Annotated in this window: 24 protein-coding genes; 7 read left to right on the forward strand and 17 right to left on the reverse strand. The window is 43.3% G+C overall.

All coding sequences use genetic code 11. The features are described from left to right. Together ccoO and ccoN are read right to left on the reverse strand one after the other, a co-directional pair. Entirely contained in the window at positions 1-606 is a 606-nt protein-coding gene (ccoO, locus tag GTH32_RS08630) for a cytochrome-c oxidase, cbb3-type subunit II (protein ID WP_163084829.1), read from the reverse strand. Positions 607-621: 15 nt separating this feature from the next. Continuing rightward, positions 622-2055, reverse strand: coding sequence for a cytochrome-c oxidase, cbb3-type subunit I (ccoN, locus tag GTH32_RS08635; protein WP_163084830.1), 1434 nt, complete (start codon positions 2053-2055; stop codon positions 622-624). A 229-nt stretch (positions 2056-2284) separates the two neighbouring features. On the opposite strand from ccoN, the gene GTH32_RS08640 reads away from it, so the two are divergent. Beyond that, complete coding sequence (locus tag GTH32_RS08640; protein WP_163084831.1) at positions 2285-2761, forward strand: hypothetical protein; 477 nt, start codon at positions 2285-2287, stop codon at positions 2759-2761. Between the two features lie 3 nt (positions 2762-2764). On the opposite strand, the gene bfr (GTH32_RS08645) is transcribed toward GTH32_RS08640, so the two are convergent. The 3 genes from bfr (GTH32_RS08645) to GTH32_RS08655 form a co-directional block, all read right to left on the reverse strand. Further along, on the reverse strand, positions 2765-3232 hold the full coding sequence (gene bfr, locus GTH32_RS08645) for a bacterioferritin (RefSeq protein ID WP_163084832.1): 468 nt from the start codon (positions 3230-3232) through the stop codon (positions 2765-2767). After that, positions 3232-3708 (reverse strand): bacterioferritin, encoded by a 477-nt coding sequence (bfr, locus tag GTH32_RS08650; RefSeq protein ID WP_163084833.1) that lies wholly within the window; start codon positions 3706-3708, stop codon positions 3232-3234. Before bfr (GTH32_RS08650) ends, bfr (GTH32_RS08645) begins: the two co-directional genes overlap by 1 nt. 132 nt (positions 3709-3840) lie before the next feature. Next, a complete protein-coding gene (locus GTH32_RS08655; RefSeq protein WP_163084834.1) occupies positions 3841-5418 on the reverse strand; it encodes a cation:proton antiporter family protein in 1578 nt (525 codons plus the stop codon). Positions 5419-5679: 261 nt separating this feature from the next. Here GTH32_RS08655 and GTH32_RS08660 point away from each other — a divergent pair, with 261 nt between their 5' ends. Then, positions 5680-7314, forward strand: coding sequence for an FMN-binding glutamate synthase family protein (locus GTH32_RS08660; protein ID WP_163084835.1), 1635 nt, complete (start codon positions 5680-5682; stop codon positions 7312-7314). 85 nt (positions 7315-7399) lie between these two features. Here GTH32_RS08660 and GTH32_RS08665 read toward each other — a convergent pair whose 3' ends face one another. Further along, positions 7400-7882 carry a c-type cytochrome gene (locus GTH32_RS08665; RefSeq protein ID WP_163084836.1) on the reverse strand — a complete coding sequence of 161 codons (483 nt, stop codon included), beginning with the start codon at positions 7880-7882 and terminating at the stop codon, positions 7400-7402. Positions 7883-8021: 139 nt separating this feature from the next. Between GTH32_RS08665 and GTH32_RS08670 the strand changes: the two genes are divergently transcribed. Together GTH32_RS08670 and GTH32_RS08675 are read left to right on the forward strand one after the other, a co-directional pair. Beyond that, a complete protein-coding gene (locus GTH32_RS08670; protein ID WP_163084837.1) occupies positions 8022-8447 on the forward strand; it encodes a universal stress protein in 426 nt (141 codons plus the stop codon). Positions 8448-8531: 84 nt separating this feature from the next. Then, entirely contained in the window at positions 8532-8888 is a 357-nt protein-coding gene (locus GTH32_RS08675) for a diacylglycerol kinase (RefSeq protein WP_163084838.1), read from the forward strand. Positions 8889-8943: 55 nt separating this feature from the next. On the opposite strand, the gene GTH32_RS08680 is transcribed toward GTH32_RS08675, so the two are convergent. The 6 genes from GTH32_RS08680 to GTH32_RS08705 all read right to left on the reverse strand — a co-directional run bounded on the left by GTH32_RS08680 (position 8944) and on the right by GTH32_RS08705 (position 16801). Continuing rightward, positions 8944-9306 (reverse strand): hypothetical protein, encoded by a 363-nt coding sequence (locus GTH32_RS08680; protein WP_163084839.1) that lies wholly within the window; start codon positions 9304-9306, stop codon positions 8944-8946. Between the two features lie 107 nt (positions 9307-9413). Then, positions 9414-10502, reverse strand: coding sequence for a tyrosine-type recombinase/integrase (locus tag GTH32_RS08685; protein ID WP_163084840.1), 1089 nt, complete (start codon positions 10500-10502; stop codon positions 9414-9416). A gap of 1769 nt (positions 10503-12271) precedes the next feature. Next, complete coding sequence (locus GTH32_RS08690; protein WP_163084841.1) at positions 12272-13588, reverse strand: DUF2254 domain-containing protein; 1317 nt, start codon at positions 13586-13588, stop codon at positions 12272-12274. Between the two features lie 113 nt (positions 13589-13701). Further along, positions 13702-13830 carry a DUF2256 domain-containing protein gene (locus GTH32_RS08695; RefSeq protein ID WP_163084842.1) on the reverse strand — a complete coding sequence of 43 codons (129 nt, stop codon included), beginning with the start codon at positions 13828-13830 and terminating at the stop codon, positions 13702-13704. Then, entirely contained in the window at positions 13817-15355 is a 1539-nt protein-coding gene (locus GTH32_RS08700) for a cryptochrome/photolyase family protein (protein ID WP_163084843.1), read from the reverse strand. Before GTH32_RS08700 ends, GTH32_RS08695 begins: the two co-directional genes overlap by 14 nt. A 3-nt stretch (positions 15356-15358) precedes the next feature. After that, the gene (locus tag GTH32_RS08705; protein ID WP_163084844.1) at positions 15359-16801 is read right to left on the reverse strand and encodes an FAD-binding domain-containing protein; all 1443 of its coding nucleotides are present in this window, start codon (positions 16799-16801) and stop codon (positions 15359-15361) included. 107 nt (positions 16802-16908) lie between these two features. On the opposite strand from GTH32_RS08705, the gene GTH32_RS08710 reads away from it, so the two are divergent. Then, positions 16909-18222 carry a DASH family cryptochrome gene (locus GTH32_RS08710; protein WP_163084845.1) on the forward strand — a complete coding sequence of 438 codons (1314 nt, stop codon included), beginning with the start codon at positions 16909-16911 and terminating at the stop codon, positions 18220-18222. Further along, positions 18210-18860: a deoxyribodipyrimidine photo-lyase gene (locus GTH32_RS08715; RefSeq protein ID WP_246223199.1), complete on the forward strand. Its 651-nt coding sequence runs from the start codon at positions 18210-18212 to the stop codon at positions 18858-18860. Before GTH32_RS08710 ends, GTH32_RS08715 begins: the two co-directional genes overlap by 13 nt. 96 nt (positions 18861-18956) lie before the next feature. Here GTH32_RS08715 and GTH32_RS08720 read toward each other — a convergent pair whose 3' ends face one another. The 3 genes from GTH32_RS08720 to GTH32_RS08730 form a co-directional block, all read right to left on the reverse strand. Then, positions 18957-20183 (reverse strand): amidohydrolase, encoded by a 1227-nt coding sequence (locus GTH32_RS08720; protein WP_246223200.1) that lies wholly within the window; start codon positions 20181-20183, stop codon positions 18957-18959. A gap of 200 nt (positions 20184-20383) precedes the next feature. Next, positions 20384-22312, reverse strand: coding sequence for a DNA topoisomerase III (locus tag GTH32_RS08725; RefSeq protein WP_163084848.1), 1929 nt, complete (start codon positions 22310-22312; stop codon positions 20384-20386). Between the two features lie 358 nt (positions 22313-22670). Continuing rightward, on the reverse strand, positions 22671-22946 hold the full coding sequence (locus GTH32_RS08730) for a hypothetical protein (protein ID WP_163084849.1): 276 nt from the start codon (positions 22944-22946) through the stop codon (positions 22671-22673). A 131-nt stretch (positions 22947-23077) separates the two neighbouring features. Here GTH32_RS08730 and fabA point away from each other — a divergent pair, with 131 nt between their 5' ends. After that, entirely contained in the window at positions 23078-23596 is a 519-nt protein-coding gene (gene fabA / locus GTH32_RS08735; RefSeq protein ID WP_163084850.1) for a bifunctional 3-hydroxydecanoyl-ACP dehydratase/trans-2-decenoyl-ACP isomerase, read from the forward strand. A gap of 108 nt (positions 23597-23704) precedes the next feature. Here fabA and rmf read toward each other — a convergent pair whose 3' ends face one another. Beyond that, positions 23705-23881, reverse strand: a complete 177-nt coding sequence (rmf, locus tag GTH32_RS08740) for a ribosome modulation factor (RefSeq protein WP_163084851.1) — start codon at positions 23879-23881, stop codon at positions 23705-23707. 313 nt (positions 23882-24194) lie between these two features. After that, positions 24195-25949, reverse strand: a complete 1755-nt coding sequence (locus tag GTH32_RS08745) for a DUF3466 family protein (RefSeq protein WP_163084852.1) — start codon at positions 25947-25949, stop codon at positions 24195-24197. Between the last annotated feature and the right edge of the window lie 6 nt (positions 25950-25955).

Here is a 25955-nt window from a genome sequence, read left to right on the forward strand (position 1 = left end):
CTATTTCAAATGTGTGCCAAGAGATTGTAGATAAGCAATAAGGGCCTGCATTTCTGTTTTACCCTGTACTGCTGCTTTCGCACCCGCAATATCTTCGTCGGTATACGGAACGCCGAAACCACGGAATATTTCCATTTTTTCAGCGGTTAATGCGCCATCAAGCGTATTTTCCGCAAGCCAAGGAAACCCTGGCATATTCGACTCAGGAACTACGTTGCGAGGATTTAGCAGGTGAACACGATGCCACTCATCGCTGTAACGACCACCGACGCGCGCTAGGTCTGGACCAGTACGCTTAGAGCCCCAAAGGAAAGGATGCTCCCATACCGATTCGCCAGCAACGCTGTAGTGACCATAACGCTCTGTTTCAGCGCGGAATGGACGGATCATCTGGCTGTGACAACCCACACACCCTTCACGGATGTAGATGTCACGACCTTCAAGCTCAAGTGCTGTATAAGGACGAAGGCCTGTCACTGGCTCCATGGTTTGCTGTTGAAACATCAACGGCGTAATTTGAACCATGGCACCAAAGCTGATAGCGATAAGAATTAATACCGTTAACAGGCCTACATTTTTTTCAATTAACTCATGTGGATTTTTCATTATTCGTCTCCTTTACTACGCCGGCTGCGTCGCTGGGTCTGCAGCGATACTGCCTTTAGGGGCACGAACGGTTTTCCATGTGTTGTAGGCCATAACAAGCATGCCTGTAACCACGAAACAACCACCAATGAAACGAACCACATAGAAAGGCTTAGAGGCTTCTAGTGACTCAACAAAGCTGTAGGTTAATGTACCGTCAGCATTTACTGCACGCCACATTAGACCTTGAAGTACACCAGACATCCACATAGCTACGATGTATAACACTACGCCGATAGTCGCTAACCAGAAGTGTACGTTTACAAGTTTAGTGCTGTACATGGCACGCTGATTGAATAACACCGGGATCAGATGGTAAATAGAACCAATTGATACCATAGCAACCCAACCTAATGCGCCAGAGTGTACATGGCCAATTGTCCAGTCAGTATAGTGAGACAGGGCATTAACCGTTTTTATCGCCATCATCGGGCCTTCAAAGGTAGACATACCATAGAAAGACAATGAAACGATAAGAAAACGCAATACGGGGTCGGTACGTAGTTTATGCCACGCGCCTGAAAGCGTCATAATACCGTTAATCATACCACCCCAAGATGGAACGAATAGGATAATTGACATCACCATACCCAGTGACTGAGTCCAGTCGGGTAGGGCAGTGTAATGAAGGTGGTGAGGACCGGCCCAGATATACAGAGAAATTAACGCCCAAAAGTGAACGATAGACAGTCTGTAAGAGTAAACCGGGCGACCTGCCTGCTTAGGAACAAAATAATACATCATGCCCAAGAAGCCCGCAGTTAGGAAGAAGCCCACTGCGTTGTGGCCGTACCACCACTGCATCATGGCGTCTACAGCGCCCGCATACAATGAATACGATTTAGTGAAAGACACCGGAATCGCCATGCTATTACCAATATGCAGTACAGCAACGGTAAGCATAAACGCACCTAAGAACCAGTTCGCCACATAAATGTGCGAAACTTTACGGATAACGAGGGTTCCGAAAAAGTTAATAATGTACGCAATCCAGACCAGCGCAATCAAAATATCGATTGGCCATTCTAGTTCAGCATACTCTTTAGTACTGGTAAGCCCAAGAGGTAGCGAAACGATTGCTAAGACAATGACGGCTTGCCAACCCCAAAAGGTAAATGCGGCTAATTTGTCACTGAATAGTCGAACCTGAGAGGTACGCTGAACAATGTAGTACGACGTGGCGAACAACGCACAGCCGCCGAAGGCAAATATAACGGCATTGGTGTGCAATGGACGTAAACGTGAGAATGTTAGCCATGGTGTGTCAAAGTTAAGCATAGGTGCAAATAATTGCGCGGCAATAAATACCCCTAGGCCCATACCAATGATACCCCAGACTATGGTCATAATGGTAAATTGCCTAACTACTTTATAATTGTAGTCAGGTTGTGCTTGGCTTGTTTCACTCATTTTAATGAATCTTCCACTTCAAATGAACTATGGTTTCCAACTGCCCCAATAGTGCGGTCGAGACGTGTATCAGCTACGGAATAACGCTTCACACCGAGCTCGGAAAGAGTAATAATTATTGTCTCCAAGCCAGTTGGTACGCGGATGATAAGGTTTTTAATTACAAAAAGATACCATAAAGTCGCTGAGCTTGATCTCTATCAATGAAGAAATGCATAAAATTTAAGTTATGATAAAAAACACTAACAAAAATAGATCAGAATATTTACAAGCTTGGCGCATACCGATTGCTATTTTGCTCGTTGGCATAGCGGTATTTATCGCTCATGACTACCAAACGTCAACCCAACAAAATAGTTTTCCCACGGGTAAGTTAGGCAATAGTTGTCGCTTTAATAACGATAGCTGCACTTTTTCGCTTAATCAAAAACACGCTACGGCAGAGTTTTCTGAACATCCCCAACCCGAGGAGTCGGTGACTCTAACTCTGCATATGCCTGAAGGTACAGTCATTGAAAGTGCCTGGGTTGAAGGGGTAAATATGTATATGGGAAAAGTACCTGTACTGTTAGAAAAGCAAGAAGACAATACGTGGACAGGGTGGTTTATGTTAGGAAGTTGCAGCGAACCCACTATGAACTGGCAAGTTAGGTTGAATATAGCGGGGGACAGGGCCCCCATCTATATGTACTTTACTACACACTAACGCTTACATTTGCGATTGTAAGTAGTTTGAAAGCCCGAGTAATTTAATAAGGTTTAATTGCTGCTCCAGCCAATGGGCGTGATCCATTTCGGTATCATCCAATAGAACAATAAGCATATCGCGGGTTACGTAATCTTTTTCAGTTTCACATAACGCAATAACTTCGCGTAGTTTAGCGTCAACTTCATACTCGACGCGCAGATCGCTTGCAAGCATTTCAGGTACGTCTTTACCTACTTTGAAGCCGGTGCGTTTGGTCATATCTGGCGTGCCTTCTAAAAACAGCATGCGCTCGATAAGTTTCGTCGCGTGACCGCGCTCATCATCAAACTCGTGGTCTATACGTTCGTAAAGCTTGTTAAGCCCCCAGTCTAAATACATTTGAGAATGGATAAAATACTGGTCCATCGCTGCAAGTTCATAGGAAAGCAGCTCATTGAGGCCATCGATAATGGTTTGATTACCTTTCATTAGTCATCTCCTATTACTTGTGCTTGTAGATAGTTTTCAATACCCATTGCATCAATTTGGTATTCTTGTGTTTCAATCCAATCTAGGTGCTCTTCTTCGTATTCAAGAATATCTTCTAACATATCCCGAGATACGTAGTCTTGTTTTTGCTCACACAATGCGATGGCATCACGCAGCTGTGGCAGTTGTTCTTTTTGAAAACGCGCGTCACAAGACAGCATTTCTTGGGTGTCTTCACCAATATACAACTTACCAAGTGCTTGAAGGTTAGGAAGACCTTCAAGGAAAAGAATACGTTCAATTAAAGCATCTGCTTGCTTCATATCTTTAATTGATTTTTTATAGTTCTTTTCGTTTAGTTCGTTTAGGCCCCAGTTTTTAAACATTCGGGCATGCAGAAAATATTGGTTAATTGACGTTAACTCACTGGTTAATATGTCATTTAACGTGGCAATGACTTGTCTATCACCTTGCATAGTGTAAACCTCTTACAAAATTATGAATGAAGTGTAGGCTATTTTTGTAAAAAAATCAAAAAAACTTTATAAAACAACAGCATACAAATAGAAATGGTTATCACTTCATCCTTTGTTTGCATTTGACTTGTGCTACTCTGCACGTGGTGCATTTACATAGGCTAAACTTTCTTCTGCAAAGCCTAACCCAGCCTCTGTAAAGAAGTTAAACACCTTATCGATGCCGTGATCTAACAATTCTTGTACTTCATCTTCATAGCGAGCGATCGCCGCTACCTTACCCGTGTAACCTGCATTGTTTAACTGGCGTGTTATATTCATAGCATCTTGAATTGAAGGAAGGGCAAGCAAAACCAATTTTACGTGAGTTAAATCGAGGTTGTCCCATAAATCCACATCTTCACCGTCTCCCACTATAACGTTGTGTCCTTCACTGGCCATTCGTTTTACTTTTACACGATCTGCGTCCATACCCCATACATTTACATCGCCTAGCTTTGATAGTGCGTTGAATGCGCCTTTTCCAACACGGCCCATGCCTAGCACTAAAAATTCCGCTTTATGAAGTTCTGGATAAATGTCTTCTTTTAGTCGCTGGTTTTTTTCAAAGCGTTTAATAACGTGCTTATATTTATGGTATTGAGAGTGTGAGCCTCGATAGACGATACTGGTAAACACAAATGAAAGTGAAACCGCAAGCGCGATAACCACCAACATACTTTTACTTAGCAATCCTATACTTACTGCGAGTGCGCCAACAATTAATCCAAACTCACTGTAATTCGATAGCACTAGGCTACTTAGGTAGGCAGTTCTCCCGCGCAGTCTTAGTGCTGTGAAAAGCCCGAAGAATAGCGCTGCTTTTAGAGGGATAAACAGCAGGAAAATAAACGCTAAAACTACCATGTTTAAATCAGGTAGCGCCGTTAGCCCTATGGAAAGGAAGAAGCCGATAAGTAATAAATCCTTAAAGCTGAGTAACGACTTTGCAAGTTCGGTAGATTTTTCGTGCTGGGCTAACATAATGCCAAATATTAGCGCGCCTAAATCGCCTTTTATATTCACTAATTCAAATAGGTGATAGCCACCTAGCGCTAAGATAAAGCCTGTTAAAGGCAATAACTCACCGTGACCCGAACGGTTTATTACTCGATGGATTAGGGGCAGAGCCGGAATTAGCGCTAATAATCCCAGCGCCCATATTGAGGGCAATTTACCCGTGGCTACTACTAAAAAGACCACAGCGAAAACGTCTTGCATGACCAAAATGCCGATAGCTAAACGTCCGTGGCGGGTTTTACTTTCACCGCTTTCCTCTAAAACTTTAACCACACAAACGGTACTAGAAAAGCTTAAGGCAAAAGCGATTAACATGGCACTTTGTATAGAAAGGTTACCTATTATCTCGCTGGCCACAAAGGCTATGCCATACACGCAGGTTGACAAAACGATCACCCACGTTAGGGTGTGTATCATGCTTGCGGCCCATACTTCACGCTTACTTAAATCACGTACATTAAGCTTAAGCCCAATAGTAAACAGCATGATAGTAATGCCAAGATTCGCAAGGGTAGTTAATTCGTCGGTGAGTGTATAGCCAGCAAAATTAAGCAAAAATCCAGCGGCTAGATACCCGACGAGGGGGGGAATTCCTACAAGCTTAACCGTTAAGCCGCATACAAAAGCAAAGAGAAGAAATGCATACTCCATGAAGACCCTTTCATCATTTCAATTAATGTTATTTACGCTGTACCGCAGAGGGTAAAGCATTAGTTTAGGCCACAAATAGCTGAAATTTAGACTATCATGTATTCGCGCGGTAGCGAATTAGAATATTAGCGAAAAGTGGTTATGCGTAACCATTTTTTATCTACACATTGATCTAAATTAAGCATATGATTTATAAATCAAAGTAGTGATTCATAACGGGTTACCATATACCGCCTCCCCATTGAGATTAGAAGGACGACTATGCGCAATTGGATAATATCAATTATCGTTTTACTTGTTGTACTTAATGTAACCCTTGCTGTTTTTTATCAGCCCGCGTGGTGGTTTTTACTTATCACAGGGCCTTTGTTTTTTCTAATGCTGCACGATATCAATCAAACTCAGCATACCATCTTGCGAAATTTCCCTGTTGTTGGTCATGTTAGGTGGGGTGTGGAAGCATTGCGTCCTTATCTGCAACAATACGTAATTGAAAGTGACACAGGTGGCGCGCCTATCTCTCGAATGTTTCGTAGCATTGTTTATCAAAGAGCCAAAAACAATCGCGAGACTATTCCCTTTGGCACCCAATTAGATACTTACGAAAACGGTTACGAATGGATTGGTCACTCACTCTCTGCCAGAGAGGTGGAGGAAATGAATGAAGATCCGCGTGTACGTATTGGTGGGCCAGATTGCACAAAACCTTATGAAGCAAGCATATTAAATATTAGCGCGATGAGTTACGGAAGTTTGTCTCGAAACGCAATTTTAGCGCTCAATAGAGGGGCGGCGAAAGGGGGCTTTTATCACAATACCGGGGAAGGGGGCTTGTCACCTTATCACCTAGAACCTGGCGGTGATATCGTTTGGCAAATTGGTACGGGTTACTTTGGCTGTCGCACGCCTGAAGGCAATTTCGATGAAAAAGCATTTGCAAAAAACGCCAGCCTAGAGCAGGTTAAAATGATTGAGATTAAGCTTAGTCAAGGTGCGAAACCTGGCCATGGCGGTATTTTACCTGCGGGTAAAAATACGCCAGAAATTGCGAAAATTCGTGGGGTGCAGCCTGGCACCCAAGTCGACTCCCCCCCTCGCCACAGTGCGTTTTCTACGCCGATAGAAATGGTGCACTTTATTCGTAAGTTACGAACCTTAAGTGGCGGCAAACCGGTAGGTATTAAACTCGCTTTAGGTAGAAAAAGTGAATTTGCTGCTATGTGTAAAGCAATGGTAGAGACGGGCATAACCCCAGATTTTGTTACCATAGATGGCGGCGAAGGCGGAACGGGGGCCGCGCCGTTAGAATATACTAATTCTATCGGTTTCCCATTACGTGAAGGCTTAGCCTTTGTGGACGATTGCTTAATGGGGTTTGATTTAAGGAAAAAGGTTAAGATTATAGCCTCTGGCAAAATTATTTCAGCCTTCCAAGTAGCAAAAAACTTAAGCCTAGGGGCGGACTTATGTAATAGCGCAAGGGGCATGATGTTGGCGCTTGGCTGTGTGCAGTCGCTATCGTGCAATACAAACCGGTGCCCTACGGGGGTTGCTACACAAGATCCTAAGCTGGCCAGAGGACTAAATGTAGAAGATAAATACGAACGCGTATATCGGTTTCATAGAAAAACACTGCACGCGCTAATGGATATTTTGTCTTCAACTGGCCATGTTAGCCCTAATGAATTAAATAGAACGCATATTTTTAGGCGCGTCAATCAATCGAGTATAGCCCGCTACGACGAGATATTTCCACTGGTGAAAAGAGGCAGCTTATTGGGTGATGATATTCCAGAACGTTTTAAACTGCATGTGAAAGAAGCAAGCTCAAGTAGTTTTATGCCTAGAAGCTTACTGGCAGAAATAGAAGAGGAAACAAAAGACGTTTCAGAATAAGTGGTGATACCCGGGTTCCCAGCATGCTCAAGGGAACTCGGGTAGTTGTAGGTTTCTTTACTTATACTTCTTGTTTACGCATCTATTAGTTTCCTTCATTTTTATCTGGCATTCTTAATTGGTAAAGACGATATTCTGAGGTGCGATAGGGCACTACTTTGTATTTTGGCTGTAAATAGGCTACCAAATCTATCAATTCGCTTACTGTTAGTTCATCATTAACATCGCGCATGAGCGAGGTGCCATCTTCGGAAGTAAAGCTTACCGGTTGGCGCCGCGTAAGTTTATGAGAAGGGTTTATGATACTCGTCACAAGTTCTCCATAGGTTGTTATGCTACCGCTAGAGCCCCCCAAAGGTACGGCTTTGGGAATATGGTACGTATGATTATCTGGCACCTTAACGCCTTCAATCGTGTGACAATCAATACAGCCATATTTTAAAAACACGGCTTTACCTGCATCAACATTGCCCTTTGGTAAGCTAAACCCTCGGGGTGAGTCTGGGCCTAAATCGCATGCCGTCACACTTAGGCAAAGTAACGTTATTAGTAGGAGATGTTTAACCATGGTCACGCCTCATTCTATGTGGATAAATACACTATTAAAGTATGGTAGATAAACGTGAAATTGGCTTGATTTCAATCAACACATATTACGAAAATTTGTACTAATATAAGTGTATACAATCTCAGGTATCAGGTGACATATGCAAAATTATAAGAAAGTGTTAGTGCCCATTGATGTATACAGCGATTATGAAAAAGTGGTAGAACGCGCGGTTAACATAGCGCAAAGCGCCGATGACATTTATTTACTTTACGTGGCTTATCCGCAAACAAACGTTGAACCTTATGGCTTATTTTTAGAACGAGATTATTCTGAGGAAGTCCGAGAACAAGCAAAAAGTGCACTTACCGAGATTGCCAACAAATTTGCCATACCGGTGAGTAATACAAAAGTGGAAATAGGTTCACCCGCTGATGAAATTCATTATCAAGCTGAGAAGCTCGAAGCTGACCTTATTGTTATCGGTACTCATGGCCAAAGCGGGCTGAAATTGCTACTAGGATCTACCGCCAATGCAGTGTTACATGGGGTAAAAAGAGATGTATTAGCCGTAAAAGTAGGCTAGTTATCGCTGGTAACATAATACAGTAACATAACCGACATCTTGTATAGGTATCCTTCGGATAAATAACCAGAAAGGACAGTTCCTATGCATAAAAAACAAACGGGATTTGCACGGATATTCTACGCTACTAATTATTCGTTACGAGGGCTAAAGGCGGCGTTCTTCAGTGAGCCTGCGGTGCGTCAAGAAGTTGCGGCGCTAAGTATTCTTATACCTTTAGCTTTATACCTTGAGGTAGAAAATACGGAAAAACTTTGGCTGATCTTCTCGCTTGTTCTCATATTAATTACGGAATTACTCAATACCGCAATAGAAAAACTGGCCGATCATGTTACTACAGATATTCACCTTTTAATTGGTAAAGCAAAAGATATCGGTTCAGCTGCCGTATTTGTGAGCATATTGCTCGCCATGCTAACGTGGGGAGTCATTCTTATTTAAACTCAAAAAGATAACACTGGTGCCGCGCGTTAGCAGGCGCAATTAAACATGAAAATTACAGGGTTTTTGCTTGGCGACCTTCTTTTAAGCTTTCGTTAACAAGCTCGGTTACCGTGCTGTTGAGATTTTTAATATGTGAACCATGTACTTTGGATACGCCACCATTGTCGCGATCGGTAATTTTAAATACTACGTCCTCGTCTTGAGAGTTAACGATAACCCTTACGTACTCATCTTCATCGCCACCACTAATAGGCACGTGAATATACAAAGGTTCGTTATTCACCGAAGCAAAATCAATAACTTGTTCCTTACTTTTGAACGCGGGTTTCTTTTCAGGGTGTAATGACCAACTGTTAGATGGAACCACAAGTTCACCCAATAACTTCGCATGAATTTCTTTAACGCCGTTCGACATAATAACTCCTTGTTGATTTATGCTTACCCTATATAGCTACGACGTGAAGGACAAAATGGATTGCATTACATTGACGTTGAACATGGGGCAGGGAACAAAAAAATAACCTAACGTTTGTGACGCGTAGAAAGTTTTGCCATACCCCCACGTTTCACGTTAGCTTGTTGAGTATAGTGACCTGGCATCTCAGGAGACTGCCAGCCCCCGGCGAGTTGCAATTCTGGTAATGTTGCACCATCTTCTGCTAATGATACTGCACCACCAACGCGTCCACTGTGGGGAGTAATATTTTCAGAAATGTTAGCGCGTTTGGCTATACGCTTCCAAATTCTATATACCGAAGAATAGTCCAGTAAATGAGAAGGTGCATGTTTGTTTTCGTCATAAGGCAGCAATGCGTGGCCGCGATTTGTTAGCCGGCGAAACAAAATTCCACCGTTAATTCTTCGGGGATCGTTAACATCTCGTTCGGTGGCTATCTCGGTGTTGGGTAAATGGTTGGCTTCACTAACATATTCGTCAATCATATTTATTGTGCTATTAGAAATATACCGAAAGTGGCCTTTACCTGATTGGTCGGTCTTTGATGTAAGTACCAACAGTGCATTACTCCGCCGGTTGATATGCTCGAGCTGAACCCTGACTACTTCATCAGCTCTAAGTAATGCATCAAACATTAAGTTAACTAAGGCCAGGTCGCGCATCTCCAGTAAACTATCTGGCATGATGGCGTTATTAATCTCATCCAATAACTCAATTGTTAGTGGGACTGCTTGGTTAGTTGAGAACTGATACTTTTGATTTTCAACCAACGAAAGCCTAATAAAGTCGCGTAGATAAACCGAATGAATAATAGGGTTAGGTAACTTGGCTATACCTAAAAACTTACTTAGCGCAGAAAGTCTACGCTTAATGGTGCGGTAGGCAAGGGGAGACGTACACAGCGTGTCGACATAGGCTTTCACACAGGCTTCGTTATGCTCAAAATCGTTCGTGAAACCCTGCAAACCACGTTGTTTACAGAAAATACTGAACTCATTAAAATCGCTAATATATGCGCGTTGCGTATTGCGTGGCAGCTTAGTGAAAATGTCGTTAAGGTAAGCATTCACACTATTACTATGCGCTTCATCTGAATGAATAGTCTGCAAACGTTGACTTTTAACATGGGTCATATTCGCAGGAAACTTAGGCATAAATAAGCTATCCCTTTGATTCTATTGTATTTTCACGCATGATAATTACAGTTATCATGCGTGAAAATACTGGGTTTCTTTAATAATAGTCGAATGCTATCACTTTACTGGTTATATATACAGTCTTCCCCAAATAAAACCATAGAACCGATTTATACCGGCCGTATGGCTATTTTTAGCTTATTATTTGAGCGTGTGTACGTAAAATCTAGCCACTCTTACCTAACAAACTCTCTCAGATTTCGCGTAGCGCTGCCCGAATAATGACCAGTAAAAGTGCTCACATAGACACCCATTAATTAGCGGTAAGTATCTGCACTTTTCGTATCCTAAATATATATGATGAAGACATGCTCCCGCGATAACCTAAACGGTATTTAGTTCGTTTGTATTCTTAGCTCGTCTCGAAACAACAGAAAAAAGCGCACAAAAAAAAGCGTATACACCTTATTGCGCCGCTTGAATAGTATCGTTGATTCGATGTGTATTGTTTTAACTAAATAATGAATGGCATTAAAAAAGGTGAGAACCACAGCGCTCTTTATATATCGCACGTTGATAAAAAATGAATGGGACACTTAACTGCAGTTACACAGAATATTATTCGAAAGCTTTCGTAATTCGCTTATGCACTTTAGCATTTAGCCTAAGCATTTAATTAATGCATAAACGTATTATTGTATTGCTGTAACCATGATGCACTTAATCTTAGATTTCCAAACTGCCTTTGGTACTGGTCTAAATCGTTTCGGATATCTCATAGTGATTTAGCGCAACCCTAAAGCGTTTTCTATTAAATCCTCATTTATTAACTTATCTTCTATTAAATAAATAAGCATCATCTAGCGAGTAGACACTCGATGCTTATGAAGCTAATAACTATCTATAAATATACAGGCCAATAATAAACGAGTTAATTATAGATAGCTTTATATATACCGAAAACGTTATAAGTCTAAACGGCAAAGAATACGGATAACTAATTTACAAACACCATCGTAAGTAGCAACAAATGAGAAGCTACGAAATACTCTAACCGCCAATTTAATATTTCATGTTATTTATCATATCCGTCATATTTAACGCATTAAGCCTCACATGTTGTTTAAAACTCTATTTCCCGTAGTGGGGAATAGTTTAACGCCTTACACACTCTAACGTGGTTACTTCGCGACCTAACTAAGCATACTTCCATCTTCTATTTAACATAATATACATTATGCGCAATTGAGTATATGAAGGTTTAAGGGCGTTGATGCCAGCCTTATTAGTTGGTTTGTCGTGCGTGATGGCTTACACACTTTTTAGTGTGCAGTTATTGCGTGGTTTTGTGATGGGTTTTTATAACGTGCGCGAGATTAAAATCTGAGGCCGCTTTGGTGGTTTACGGTGCTACTTTTTTCGTAGAAACAACTTCTAATATATCATCCGTATAAGCGTCTACTGGCTATATTTACGGTTACACTATTGCTACCTTGTTTATAAGTGTAAATTACGTTCGTTGACCTTGTTCAAAATAGTTCGCTATTAACCTGTTAATCATGAACGCTTTCAATCACTAGGGTTTGTCATATTTTTAGGCTATGAGGAGTATATTGATTGGCTCTGAAATATTGTCAGCGAAGTTTTTAATTTGGTTAAGTTTATCCTTGCGTTATCTATTAGCATGTTGGCTATGTGAATACCGTATTGATTACTAAAACGTTGCGCCGTATTAAGTGGATAAATTAAGCTGTTTATATGGGCGTTATTAAACATTTCGTAAAAGTTTAGTCCGACCACTTTGTCTCATCTAATCTGCCTTTATCTTCTTCAAACTGAAATGTATTCATGCTTTTTTTATACGCAATACTTGCTTGTTCTTGGGCGTATTTCTGTATATCTTTATTTTCGCATTTCGCTATTACCTGTAACGCTTTTTGCATTCGTATGGCAACCTCTATTATATTTGCTCCATCTCGTGCTATAGGCGAAAAGGCATCGTTAAACATATCTTTAGTATTAAGCTCTGGTGCTGAAACACGGGTGAATTGCACAATTTCGTCGGTTGGTTTGTCACGAATTTCGTCTTTTTTTGCCCAACAAAGGAATAGCCTGACATAACTACCAATAATACTGATGGCGGTGCCAGGATCATTTACTGAGGGCGATAACGCTCGGGCTGCAATTTCGCCTAACACGATTAAACCAAATCGAGGATCTCCCTCAAATGAGCGCTCATGGCCCACCTTTATTATGTCATTCGCTTCACATGCGGCCGCTTCGGTACTCTCAAACGACGCTTTATTGCTTGTGGGGTTTGTTGCTGTGCGTTCAATTAAGGCAACAGGGTTGTTGGGTGAAACAAAGTCGCCAGGCAATACCAAGATATGTAGGCAAGCATTATGGTGTTCGCACCAGTTTTGGGCCTTAGTCATATCCACGAGCTGCACATAGCCAGTTTGCTCACAATAGACTGGTTCTGCGCCCTGCTCTTTCAATGCAGTTAAATTCGGTTGAACAAACCCTCCTAACCTAGGGTTGTTTAATCTGTGGTCGATGGCTTTCATAGCAGCGTCTTCCACTTTCTGAATCGTCGACCCTACTCTTCCTAAACGGGCAATGCTGTCTACCCAGCGGATGAAGGTAAGTATAACAATGGCAAATACGGTGCAGGTTAATACGAACAACATGAATACGCCGGCATCGCCATAAAACGCATTTTTTAACGAGGTAATGGCAACAACGCTAAAAATAAAGGCCCCAACAAAAGTGGATAGCGCGTTTTGCGATACGTCATCGGCGATAATTAAACTCACTGAACGCGGCGTTGATGAATTACTGGCAGATGTATAGGCATTAACCATAGTGCCGGTAGAAAATGTGGCAATAACTAACATGCTCGATGCCATGATAGACAACAAGGTTTCTACCGATGATTGCTCTATTATTGGCAGGTGCTCTGCTAACGGAGTGCCGTCTATTATTTTTGCGAAAAATACAGCGGCAATCGAGAGTAAGCAAAATGTAAGTGGCTTTACCCACAGGCGTTCTTTAAAGCGGTAAATTAAGAAACGCAGTTTATCTGCTGAAACGGGTGCTTCCATGAATTGCCATCCTTTATTTGGTTTTTAATGCTTGGCGACCACATAAAAATAGGCGTCTAGTCTATTAATGCGCCAGAATAGAGTTTATACATCTAATAAAAATGCATGACCTTTCATCGCTGTCCTGCGCATCGTCTAGAGCAGTATTTTACCTGGGGCCAGTTTTTCTCCCATTTTTTACGCCATGTAAAAGGCCTGTCGCATACCGGGCAGACTTTGATGGGTAAATTACACTTCTTCATTATTGTCTAGTTTGCTGAGAAAAGCTTGAGCGCTGGCGGTCATAGCTTCAATATTTTCACGTTTCAACCGTGCATAGGTTTTATAGATCATTGCCATACGGGGGTTGTTGCTCAGTTTTTCTGCGTTTGAATCTATAAAATTCCAATAAAGATAATTAAAGGGGCACGCCTTTTCGCCGGTTTTTTTGCTTACCTGGTAGCCACAGTTTTTGCAATAGTCTGACATTTTATTAATATAGCTGCCGCTGGCCACATAGGGTTTGCTCGCGAGGTTGCCGCCATCGCTATATAAAATCATGCCAGCGACATTAGGTAACTCCACCCATTCGTACGCATCGGCATAGACTAACAAATACCAGGTTTGTACTTCTTCTGGGCTTAGCCCCGTAAGTAAACTAAAATTACCTAATACCATAAGTCGCTGAATATGATGCGCGTAGGCATTGGCTTTTGTTTCTTTAATACACTGTCGCATGCAGTTCATATTGGTCTGGCCATCCCAGAAAAACGCGGGAAGCGACCGACTGTGATTAAAATAATTGTCGGTTTTTAGAGCGGGCATAAAATACCAATAAAAGCCGCGAACAAACTCCCGCCAACCTAGAATTTGACGTATAAACCCTTCAACCGAATTAAGTGGAGCACTGCCTGCGTGATACGCTTGCTCAGCCGCTACAATACATTCTTTAGGGGTGAGCAAACCACAATTTAAATAAAATGCAATGTGGGAGTGATACAGCCAAGGTTTACCTTCAACCATGGCGTCTTGGTATTGCCCAAACTTAGGTAGGCGATCTTCAATAAAGTGATGCAATACTTGCCGCGCTTGTTGTCGTGTTACCGCAAAATGAAACGGTGTTACGTCGCCAAAGTGCTCAGAAAATTCTCTATTAACGAGTTCCAATACCGCTTTTGTGATGTCATCTGGTGCAAAGGTAGTACGCTTAGGTACATTTTCGGTCGCGGGCATGGGGTCTCGATTCTGTGCATCATAATTCCATTTTCCGCCTATTGGGGTTTGCCCTTCCATCAATATGCCGTGTTTTTTACGCATTTCTCGATAGAAAAACTCCATACGGTATTGTTTTCGGCCCTTGGCCCAAGACGAAAAAAATTCAGGCGTAGCTAAAAAGCGATCATCTGAGTGGATATCTACTTTAACTCCTAACTGGTGTTCCCACTGCTGCATACTTTTATATAAGCGGTATTCACCAGGCATTGTCACTTTTACGCAATCAAACTCCCCTCCAGCAAGGCGGTGTTTAAGTTGCTGAAGCAGGCTGCCTTGATTAGCTTTGTCGTCGTAAGTGATGTACTCGACCTGATAGCCGTTATCGCTAAGCGCCTGCGAAAAATGGCGCATTGCGCTAAACAGAAAGGCTATCTTCTTTTTATGATGTTTAACATAGGTGGCTTCTTCACGTACCTCCGCCATTAATACACAATCATTTTTCTTATCCGCATTGGTGAGTACTGAAAGCGTATCAGTTAACTGATCGCCTAAAATGAGAATAAGTGCAGCCATCCCCTATTCCTTTGTTTGTTGAAAGGCGTCAAGGGCGCGGGCTCGAGAAGCTTTTAAATCAACCACAGGGTTGGGGTATGTTTCGCCAGGTACAAAGCCAGCATCCTTGGCTATAACTGGAGGCGTCTCCCATGGCTTATGAATATATTTATCAGGGAGTGCATTGAGTTCAGGGCAATATTGGCGTACATACTTTCCTTGTTTGTCGAACTTTTCACCCTGTAGTACGGGGTTGAATATACGAAAGTAAGGCGCAGCATCCGCACCGGTTCCCGCGATCCACTGCCAACTAGCGCTGTTGCTGGCAAGGTCTGCATCGAGTAAACAATCCCAAAACCAGCGCTCTCCTTCATGCCAACTAAGCAGTAAATTTTTAACTAAAAATGACCCCACAATCATACGGACGCGGTTATGCATGTACCCGGTTTGCCAGAGTTCACGCATCCCAGCATCAACAATAGGAATGCCCGTTTGGCCTTTTTGCCACGCGTGTAATGCTGCGGTATCTTTGCGCCACGGAAATTTGTCAAACTTAGGATTAAAGTTCTTTTTGGGCAAAGTAGGAAAATGAAAAAGTAGGTAATAGCTAAATTCCCGCCAACCCAGTTCGCTTAAATAGGTTTCTATGCTTTTATCTTCACTATCGCCAAACCTTTCTTTTATCGCGTACCAAATTTGATTTGGCGATATTTCGCCAAAATGCAGATGAGGTGACAGTCTAGACGTGCCTTCTAGCGAGGGTATATCACGATTAGACTTATACTGGCGAGCTCGGCTATCTATAAAGTCGGCGAGTTTGTCAGCCGCGCCTTCCTCACCCGGGTGAAATTGTTCACTGAACCCACTGGCCCAAGAAAGCTCTGGTAACAATGCTAAGTCGTCTATTTTCATCCCCTCATTAGCTACATCGCCATAGGTAATACGTGCTGGCGGCGCTTTTGGGTAGCGAGGCTCGGACGCATTTAAACACCCATTTCGATAATAAGGGGTAAATACCCGATAAGGTGTAAATACCCGATAAGGTGTATCGTCCTTTTTCAGTATCTGCATAGGCTCCCATAGTAGCGAACCATTATAGCTATAGGGTTTAATGTTGGCCTCTAGGAGCGTTTTTTTAAGCGCTTTGTCGCGGTTAATTTGCCAAGGTTCATAGCAACGGTTCCAGTATATTTCGTTCGCTTTAAACCTTTGCAGAAGGCGTGGAATAATTTCTTTGGGGTTACCTTTAAACACCTGAAGGTGGCCGTTTAGCCGTGCGTTAAGTGCATGAAGAGAATGATGTAACCACCATTTGCTCGCACCGCCAGGTTCGCGAGATTGGGGTGAATCGGTATCGTAAATGTATACAGGTACAATTTTACCTGCATCACAAGCAGCATTTAGTGCAGGGTTATCTTTTACGCGTAAATCCTGCCTAAACCACATGATGCTTACTGGAACGGCCACATTGCTTCCTTTTAATAGTCTTTATTTTATTGGTCTACGTAAAGGATATATTACGCAAAAATCAATGTTGCGGATCCGCACAAAATAAAAATAAATACGAGTAGCCCATGAACGCTAGCACAATAGAATTAGATGCGAAAAAAGCCAAAACGAAAGGTTTATTCTGGTTTCGTCACGATTTACGCCTTCATGACCAACGCGCGCTGAACGCCCTGTGTGACAAGGTTGATGCGATCACTATGGTGTATGTACTTGACGAAACCTGGCTTACCCCAAACCAGTTAGGCCTTGTACCGCTAGGAAAACATCGACTTCAGTTTTTACACGAATGCCTTAATGACCTACGCACTAGCTTACATGAGCGAGGCCATGAACTTATTATCCTTAAAGGCGACCCTGTAAAGCAAATTTCAACCCTACTTACTGAAGAACACTATAGCTACCTTGGTGTGACACATCACGGTGGCTTCAACGAAATAAAGCAGCTAACAGAATTAAAGGGCCTACATCCATCGCTAACCTTTGTGCGGGATGAGTCTTGTTCGTTATTTGATGAAGCGGAATTGCCCTTTAGTCTTGACGACATGCCAGATGTGTTTTCTCCCTTTCGCCGAATAGTGGAAAAAGCGTTAACGCCTCGTGCCCCCTGCGCTACCCACTTTGTGTTGCCCGCTGCGCTAGTGCCAACAGTTGATAAAGTTATGACCTATGACATCCCGCCGAGTGTAAGCGCTACGCAGGGTGAAGGTGACTTCACGGGGGGAGAAACCGCTGCACTTAGCCACTTGCATCGCTATTTATTTGAATGGCAAAGCGCTGCCACCTATAAAGAAACCCGAAACGCATTGGATAACTGGCGGGATAGTACAAAACTGTCGCCGTGGCTGGCATTAGGTGCAATTTCGCCGAAAGAAGTGATGCGCCAAGTTACTTTGTTTGAAGCTACCCATGTGAAAAATGACTCTACCTACTGGATATATTTTGAGTTGTTGTGGCGTGAGTTCTTCTTTTGGCTACAGCAAAAATATGGCCGTCAATGGTTTCAATTTACCGGTATACAAGGGAAGGCTCCTAATACGGCGCATAATAGCGAAACTTTTAAAAAGTGGTGTGACGGTGAAACCGGCTACCCTATTGTGGATGCGTGCATGCGTCAGCTCGCCGCAGCGGGTTATATGTCTAACCGGGGCCGGCAGCTGGTAGCCAGTTGCTTGGTACATGAATTAGGGCAAGACTGGCGTTATGGGGCTGCCTGGTTTGAGCATCAGTTAATCGACTATGATGTAGCGAGTAACTGGGGCAATTGGCTTTATCTTGCCGGTGTGGGTAGCGATCCCCGTGGGCATCGCCAGTTTAATTTAGCCAAGCAAACCCAAACCTATGATCCTGATGGTGAGTTTTGTCGCCGATGGTTGAGCTAGCAAAGGAAGCGGTAACCCTAATATGGCTGAAGCGTGATTTACGGTTACGGGATCATGCTCCCTTGTATCAGGCCGCTCAACAAAACGAGCGAGTTATTCTTCTCTACTGTTGGGAGCCCAGTTTATTGCAGCACCCCAATATGGATAGTCGCCATTGGGGGTTTGTGTCGCAAAGCCTTACCGCTATCGACGAACAATTACCCAATTCGGTGCGAGTGCTGCAGCTAAATATGGAGGTACTGGATGCGCTAGCGTTGGTTAGTGAAAAATACCGGGTTACGCGTATCCGCAGCCACCAAGAAATTGGCCTTGAGGTTACGCATAACCGTGACAAGGCAGTAAAACACTGGGCTTTAGTGAATAATGTGGGTTTTGATGAAGCCTCCTATGGAGGCGTCATCCGCGGGCTTCCTCATCGTAAACAATGGCAAAAAAATTGGGAAAAGGCATTTTCTACCCGCCCTTTTGTTGTATATGTCGCGCCAATTACAGATATAGCCGGGCATGGACGTGACACAGCCAAGCGCCTTTGGGACTACAAAGAGCGCGACGACGTGCTTGCTGAGGCAAAACGCATTGTTAATCGCCATACCCTAAGCAATAGCCCTAGTCGCCGTTGGGTGAAACAAAAAAGTTAACCTACCCTCGCGGCGTATCAGTGGCTTTCGTCTTGTTCTCGGTTATTCGCTTACTCACAAAACAAAAATAGCCGCTTTACGTAAAGCGCGCGGCGACTATTGAGGGCTATAGTCTAGCGCCCAATTGACATACAGCTCGGTACCCACTTTCAGCGACGACTCATCGGCGTAAAAATAGGGAGAATGATTGCTAGGCGCCGTCTTCGCATCTTGTCCTTCAGGCGTTACACCTAAAAATACGAACAAACCAGGCACCTCTAAGGCAAAAAAGGAAAAGTCTTCTGCGCCTGTCACCAGCTCATTCACATGCACCTTATCTTTGCCGGCTACCTTCTCTATAGTGGGCAACATCTGGCGAGTAAGTGCTACATCGTTGATGGTTACCGGATACCCCTCATCAATGTGTACATGGGCTTCTGCGCCGGTGGCTTTCGCTGTCATCTGCGCCGTGGTGGTTAAATTTTCAAAAATTTGCGCACGGTTATCCATATCGAAGTTACGGATAGTGCCCTCGAGATAGACTTCATCAGGAATAATATTGTTGCGAATGCCACCCTCTACAATACCAAAGCTTACCACCGCTGGTGCTTTGGTTATATCTACCCGCCGACTGACAATGGCTTGTGTATTACTGATAATTTGGCCTGCCGCTACGATGGGATCGACGCCACCCCATGGTCTAGAACCGTGGGTTTGCTGTCCTTTAACCGTTATTTCAAAACGGTCGGAGGATGCCATTAACGGGCCCTCTCGATAACCTATATGACCGGCGGTACCTGCTGACCACACATGGATCCCAAATACGGCCTCAGGTTGATAGCGCGCAAATAAGCCTTCTTCTAGCATTAGCTCAGCGCCACCATCTTCGCCTTTCGGTGCGCCTTCTTCCGCTGGCTGAAAGATAAATACAACGGTCCCTTTCAGCTGATCTTTCATGCTCGCAAGCTTTTCTGCAGCCCCCATTAACATAGACATATGCAAGTCATGACCACAGGCATGCATCACGCCTACTTCTTCGCCGCGGTATTCAGACACCGCAGTAGATTTAAACGGCACATCTGCTTTTTCTACTACCGGTAACGCATCCATATCTGCTCGCATGGCGATTACCGGGCCAGGCTGGCCTCCCTCTAAAACACCGATAACGCCGGTGTGCGCAACCCCAGTTTCAACCTCCATGCCTAGTGCATTTAAGTGCTTAGCCAGTACCTTTGAGGTGCGAAACTCACGATTACTTAGTTCAGGGTGTTGATGAAAATCCCGTCGCCACTCTATAACTTTTTGTTCGAGTTCGGCAGAAATAGTCACGGGTTCTTGCGCCATAGTGGCAGGGCTTAATGCCAGTGTTGCTAGCAGAGAAAAAGCGGTGGTAGCGGCTCTCATGGGCGTTCCTCGTTATATTATTTTGAGTAACCAGTATGCCTATATCGCCACACGAGAACAATATGACTCGTCAGTTGGCAACAACCGCAACCATCGCTTGCACTGTTTAGACAACCACCACGGCGCAAAAAAAAAGGGCGCTAACTTTTTGCAACGGTCTTTTTTCTTCGTTTTCGCTGTTTATAGGCAGGCTTTACTGTTGCCTTAATACCCTTTAGCGAGGCAGGCACATGGCTTGAGGCTTTCTCAATCAGTGCAATGAGTGTTTTTTCTAGCGGCTGCATAAAGCTAGTATAATTTGCTTGTTGTTCTGCAATGTTATTTAACGTTGCTTCCCACTTAGCTGTCATGTCCGGTGTTGTGCACACATCTGGGAGGGCCTCAATCAAGCCTTTTCCCGCAGGTGTTGCCATAATTAACTTTCCTTGCCGCTGTAAAAAGCCACGTTTAAATAACAATTCAATAATACCTGCTCGTGTTGCTTCGGTGCCTAAGCCATCGGTGTCTTTTAAAATAGATTTAAGCGTAGCGTCTTTCACAAAGCGATTAATCCCTGTCATTGCCGCAAGTAGTGTTGCATCGGTAAAATGCTTAGGCGGTTGTGTCTGCTTTTCTAGCAACTCTCCGTGAGTACAATACAAAGTGTCTGTTTTGTTAAGCACGGGCAACGTCTGTGTCTGTTCTGGCTTTTGTTTATCCCCTTTATTGTTTGCAAATAGTTGCTTCCACCCCAACTGTTCCGTTACGTTTGCGCTCGCCTTAAAAGCTCCGCCAGCAATGGTTAGGCTAACTTGGGTGTGTTGATAAATAAAAGCAGGAAAAAATTGCGCAAGGTACTGACGTACAATTAACTGATACACGTTTTTTTCTACAGGGCTTAACGTGGTATTGGCTGGCGACTTTTGTGTGGGAATAATGGCGTGGTGTGCACCAACTTTAGCATCGTTCCATGCCTTTGACTTAAGCGACGTATCGGCTTTTTTTGCCGCATCGCTATAAGCGATGGGAGCACTAGCCAACATACCTACCACGGATTTTGCCATACTAAATTGCGCGTTAGGCAGATACTGACAATCAGAACGCGGGTAGGTAATAAGTTTGTGCTTTTCATACAGTGACTGACATACATCTAACACTAACTTAGCGTTCATCCCGTATTGTTTCGCCGCATCAATTTGTAGCGATGACAGGTTGTAGGGCAAGGGCGCATTTTGCTTTTTCTGCTGTTTTTTAATGTCATCTATGATGGCTGGTTGCTGAGTAATTCGAGCTACCACATTTTCGGCTAATTTTTTAGACAGCACGCGGCCTTCTTCATCTAGGTACGGCTTACATGCTTCGCTGGGTTGCCATTTTGCACAGAACGTTTGTTGTTGCGGGGCGTCAATATGCGCTAGTACATCGTAAAAGGGTTTAGCCGAAAATTGCGTAATTTCGTTATCTCGATTTACCACCAAGCCCAATACAGGGGTTTGAACACGCCCTACGGATAGTACGCCCTTATAACCAACCTTCCCCCCTTGAATAGTGTAAGCGCGGGTTAAATTAATACCGTATAGCCAGTCGGCGCGGCTACGAGCTAGTGCTGACACGGACAGAGGAACAAAGCGTTTGTTGGGTTGTATTTGCGTTAGCGAACGTTTAACCGCAGGTAAGTTTAAATCGCTGATAAGCAAGCGTTGCATGTTTTCACGCTTATGCGTGGAAACATTTAAAAAGTTTATCACTTCATCAACAAGCAATTGCCCTTCTCTGTCCGGGTCACCTGCATGCACTATTTGGTGGCATTGTTTTAACAGCTTTCGAATCACCGTGAGTTGGCTTTTGGTTTTCGTCTTGGGCTTAAGCTGCCAACGCTCAGGAATGATGGGTAAATGATCGAGTTGCCATTTTTTGTACTTTTCGTTGTAGTTATCGGGCTCCGCTTGTTCAAGAATATGCCCAATGCACCATGTCACTACATCGCCATTACCTGTTTCAATATAGCCTTGATGTTTTTTATGGGGCTTAGGTAAGGCCTCTGCAATGGCCCTACCCAAACTAGGCTTTTCTGCAATATATAGCTTCATTAATTAGCGGTGGTATTTGTACAATGTGTATATGATAAATAACCACTGTTAATATATCCAGCTATTCGTGAACTAAGTAGGTTTCGCATCTCTGTTTTTGCCTACTTACTGCGCAAGTTGAACAGCCATTCTGATGTTTTGTTTATTGGGGTGAGAACTTAATACGCGCATTACGAGACGTGTATTGGCAGATAATTAAGCCGTACTTTTGCTGTAGGTATGCTCTGCGTTTATCACTATTTAAGGTTTTAGATCAGCGCTTTTTAGCAAGCAAGCGCCCTATAGCTAACCGTAAGTGACTCCCCGCGCTCGCCTAATAGGTATAAACGACAAAAGAAAATTAATTGCTAGGCCACCTCTAACGATTGTTTTTGCGTAGCCATTCATTCAACAACTTTATTTGCCCACACTTATAGGCGGCGTACATTAATCGCACAGAATTCGACACTGCTTCGCTGTCGCTCCATCCAGTTTTTTCCCGGATTTCGTCGTAGCAAAGTTTAGCTTCTGGAGATACATACCCTCTTACCAACTTTTTGCCTGCTTCACGTTGGCGCTCACGAAACCTACGCTGCTTATCTGCGTTCGCTTTTGCTTTGTCTTTAATTGAAGTCTTAGCTGCTTTTTCTGTCATAGTTTTCACGCGAAAGTTAGAAATTTGAGTTTAACACGCCCTTTTAATAAGAAAAATAACTGTTCAGAGTTGTTTAGCGTACAAGTGTTCGCTAAATTAGACGGGTAATTTTTAAAAATAATGAGTTGGGAATGTCTGAGAAGAAAAATAGTTTTAATAGAGATGACCTTTTAGCATGTAGCCGAGGCGAAATGTTTGGGCCAGGCAATAGTCAGTTACCTGCGCCTAACATGTTAATGATGGACAGAGTGGTATCGATCACCGAAGATGGAGGCGAACACGGTAAAGGCGAAATTATTGCTGAGCTAGATATTACTCCAGACTTATGGTTCTTCGATTGTCACTTTCCAGGCGACCCTGTAATGCCCGGCTGTTTAGGCCTTGATGCCATGTGGCAGCTTGTTGGCTACTACCTTGGATGGTGCGGTGGCCCGGGCAAAGGGCGTGCACTCGGTGTGGGTGAAGTTAAATTTACCGGTCAAATACTACCTACCGCTAAAAAGGTTACCTATAAAATCACCATGAAGCGTGTTATCAAACGTAAGTTATACATGGGCATGGCTGATGGGATCGTTGAGGTGGATGGAAGAGAAATTTACTCTGCGAAAGATTTGAAGGTAGGCTTGTTTCAAGACACGTCTAAGTTCTAACTTGTTCTAAGCGTGTACGACGCTCGTGATTTAGGTATTTATTCAGAAAAGCCCCACTTATAAATGGGGCTTTTTTTTACTGCTTAATCACGTTTAAAAGAGAATGCGTTATTTAACGCTGAGCCCGATATGCCTGTCTTCTACTGCCTCGCGCCAGCCTCCTAGCCATTGAGATCGCGCGTCATTCTGCTGGAAAGGACATATGTCCTTTGAACGACCACTAATTCCTGCCTGATACCCTTTTGCATGGGCGCGTGTCAGTTTATCTCTTTTTTGTCTTTTCATTGATTAGCCTCTTGTCTTTGTTGGACGTGCAGCAAATAATTTCTCAGGCGCTCTACATCAATATTGTCGATAGTGCCGGAAAATATTTAAGTGCACACTACTGTGATAGTGCAATTGACTAAATGGTTCAAGAAAAATAATAATAAATTGGCATTGACAAGCGATAAGTCAATGAGAGAGAAGAAAATTTAATATTACACTTTTAATGCATAAATATTTCATTTTTGCCCACTATTAGTAATAAAAAAGGCCACATAAAAAGTGGCCTATTTATTGTTTTCTAATCTTTAGGTATTCGGAATATACCTAAGGTTTATTTTTTAAACCTGCGACGTATAAATGCCACACCTGCCAAAAGTAACAGGCCGAAGTAACTATTCGAGGCGCCAGAACGCTCGTAAGGTTCGTCTTCTTCTTCAACTTCGCAGCTTTCAACCACACCCGTTGCTGGGCTTAATTTCACGGCTACAATAGAATCAACTTCGGTGGTTTCACCTTCATCGTTGATCACTTCTACACCTGTGATATAGGTAGACGCCTTCTTGATCCGCGCGTTGGCAATAATTTCATCATCGTCGTTGATATCTATGGCTTCAAGAATTTCGTAATCGCTATCACATGCTGTTAGGTCATTAAGATCGATAAATTCATCTGTATCAATGTTATACATGAACCCATGGGTCTGACGGATAGTATCCGAGGTGGCGTCTACATCGGCTTTACCTACAATAATATTATTATTGTTAATTGCATTTGCCGTTACACTGGACGTAGTAAAGAAACCATCTGGGTAAACCTGTTCTGTGGTATCTAGGTTATAGGCAAATAAACGGGCGCGGGCAATATCGTTTGAGGCGCGAAGTACGCTCCCAGCTACCCAATTGTTGTCGTTTATTGCAATAGCCTGACTAAGCAGATTTTCTTCACGAGGTAATAACTCCTCAGTTTCGCCGTCTCTAAATACCGTTGCAACCCGCTCACTTTCCGTTAAACCCGATTGGTTAGGACGCGTGATAACTACCGTATCTCCGGTCAGCCCTTCACCTACCGCAATACCTTGATCGTTTATATCGTAGGCATACGTGAAATAGTGCGAAGTATCATCTTCCTCGGGGGTAAACAACAATGGGAACGTATCGGTACTGATAACATCACCATTAACGTCTACTTGCCAAATCGTAGCATTTACTTCTGATGCAAGAATAAAACCTGACATGTAGTTGGTGCTGTTGGTAACAAAGTAACTAGAGATACGCGGTACTGAAAAGCCACCATTGTAGATGTTGTAGTAACAACGCTCTACCGACATATCGCCCCGTGTTTCATCATCATCACAAAGCTCAATCGCCTCATCAACAGAATCTAGGAAGCTAACTGTGCTAAAACCCGCAACTTGGAGGTTTGCGTTAACTGCTCTGGCAGATGCGAAACCACCAAGGGTGTCATCGACAGGCGTAAGAATGCTTGTTGTGTTTGATGATTGAATAAACGCTTGCTGTGTTGACTCTGCATACGTGTAGTTAGTGGTATCGCCATTTTCATCTTCGTATTCATCGAGGACCACTAGACCTGAAGAGTCACCTACCACATAGTTACCATTCACACTGTCGTGACCAATGGCTTCTACTGATTGGGTGTAATCATCAAATTTATCTGTTATTTCATCAAGCCCAGGTACTAAAGAATAATCAGTGGTGTCGGTAAAATAGGTGCGGTATGTCGCTAATTTCTGTCCTACCGATGCTGATTGGTTACTAAGTAAGTAACTTACAATAAAGGTGTAGTCGGCGTCGGTAAATACTCCTGCCCGTGCATCATCTTCGTTTTCAAGAGACGAGCCATAAAGGGTAAAAAAAGTGGTATCTTCTTCAAGTTGCTCTACGTCTATCGGTGGATTGTATTCGGTTTCAACCGTGGCGAGCATTCTGCCCGAATTATCTATAGAACCGGCAAAATTATTTCTACTTATTTCCTGCAACGGAAGAGGCGTCACTGAATAGGTTGCGGCTACAGCCGAAACACTTCCTGTTGCCAACAGAACGGCGGCGGCAAGCTGAGTTCGTTTCATCTAAAA

Origin of the sequence: Alteromonas profundi, from assembly GCF_010500865.1 — a bacterium.
GTDB lineage: Bacteria > Pseudomonadota > Gammaproteobacteria > Enterobacterales > Alteromonadaceae > Alteromonas > Alteromonas profundi.

Bases quoted from the DNA above. Each gene is read 5' to 3' on its own strand.
- GTH32_RS08695 (WP_163084842.1), bottom strand. From the start codon at position 13,830: ATGAAGAAGTGTAATTTACCCATCAAAGTCTGCCCGGTATGCGACAGG.
- GTH32_RS08745 (WP_163084852.1), bottom strand. From the start codon at position 25,949: ATGAAACGAACTCAGCTTGCCGCCGCCGTTCTGTTGGCAACAGGAAGT.
- GTH32_RS08725 (WP_163084848.1), bottom strand. From the start codon at position 22,312: ATGAAGCTATATATTGCAGAAAAGCCTAGTTTGGGTAGGGCCATTGCA.
- GTH32_RS08680 (WP_163084839.1), bottom strand. From the start codon at position 9,306: ATGTCGAACGGCGTTAAAGAAATTCATGCGAAGTTATTGGGTGAACTT.
- GTH32_RS08690 (WP_163084841.1), bottom strand. From the start codon at position 13,588: ATGGAAGCACCCGTTTCAGCAGATAAACTGCGTTTCTTAATTTACCGC.
- bfr (WP_163084833.1), bottom strand. From the start codon at position 3,708: ATGCAAGGTGATAGACAAGTCATTGCCACGTTAAATGACATATTAACC.
- fabA (WP_163084850.1), top strand. From the start codon at position 23,078: ATGTCTGAGAAGAAAAATAGTTTTAATAGAGATGACCTTTTAGCATGT.
- rmf (WP_163084851.1), bottom strand. From the start codon at position 23,881: ATGAAAAGACAAAAAAGAGATAAACTGACACGCGCCCATGCAAAAGGG.
- GTH32_RS08710 (WP_163084845.1), top strand. From the start codon at position 16,909: ATGAACGCTAGCACAATAGAATTAGATGCGAAAAAAGCCAAAACGAAA.
- GTH32_RS08665 (WP_163084836.1), bottom strand. From the start codon at position 7,882: ATGGTTAAACATCTCCTACTAATAACGTTACTTTGCCTAAGTGTGACG.
- GTH32_RS08700 (WP_163084843.1), bottom strand. From the start codon at position 15,355: ATGGCTGCACTTATTCTCATTTTAGGCGATCAGTTAACTGATACGCTT.
- GTH32_RS08720 (WP_246223200.1), bottom strand. From the start codon at position 20,183: ATGGCGCAAGAACCCGTGACTATTTCTGCCGAACTCGAACAAAAAGTT.
- GTH32_RS08640 (WP_163084831.1), top strand. From the start codon at position 2,285: ATGATAAAAAACACTAACAAAAATAGATCAGAATATTTACAAGCTTGG.
- GTH32_RS08655 (WP_163084834.1), bottom strand. From the start codon at position 5,418: ATGGAGTATGCATTTCTTCTCTTTGCTTTTGTATGCGGCTTAACGGTT.
- GTH32_RS08670 (WP_163084837.1), top strand. From the start codon at position 8,022: ATGCAAAATTATAAGAAAGTGTTAGTGCCCATTGATGTATACAGCGAT.
- bfr (WP_163084832.1), bottom strand. From the start codon at position 3,232: ATGAAAGGTAATCAAACCATTATCGATGGCCTCAATGAGCTGCTTTCC.
- GTH32_RS08660 (WP_163084835.1), top strand. From the start codon at position 5,680: ATGCGCAATTGGATAATATCAATTATCGTTTTACTTGTTGTACTTAAT.
- GTH32_RS08715 (WP_246223199.1), top strand. From the start codon at position 18,210: ATGGTTGAGCTAGCAAAGGAAGCGGTAACCCTAATATGGCTGAAGCGT.
- GTH32_RS08685 (WP_163084840.1), bottom strand. From the start codon at position 10,502: ATGCCTAAGTTTCCTGCGAATATGACCCATGTTAAAAGTCAACGTTTG.
- GTH32_RS08675 (WP_163084838.1), top strand. From the start codon at position 8,532: ATGCATAAAAAACAAACGGGATTTGCACGGATATTCTACGCTACTAAT.
- GTH32_RS08730 (WP_163084849.1), bottom strand. From the start codon at position 22,946: ATGACAGAAAAAGCAGCTAAGACTTCAATTAAAGACAAAGCAAAAGCG.
- ccoO (WP_163084829.1), bottom strand. From the start codon at position 606: ATGAAAAATCCACATGAGTTAATTGAAAAAAATGTAGGCCTGTTAACG.
- ccoN (WP_163084830.1), bottom strand. From the start codon at position 2,055: ATGAGTGAAACAAGCCAAGCACAACCTGACTACAATTATAAAGTAGTT.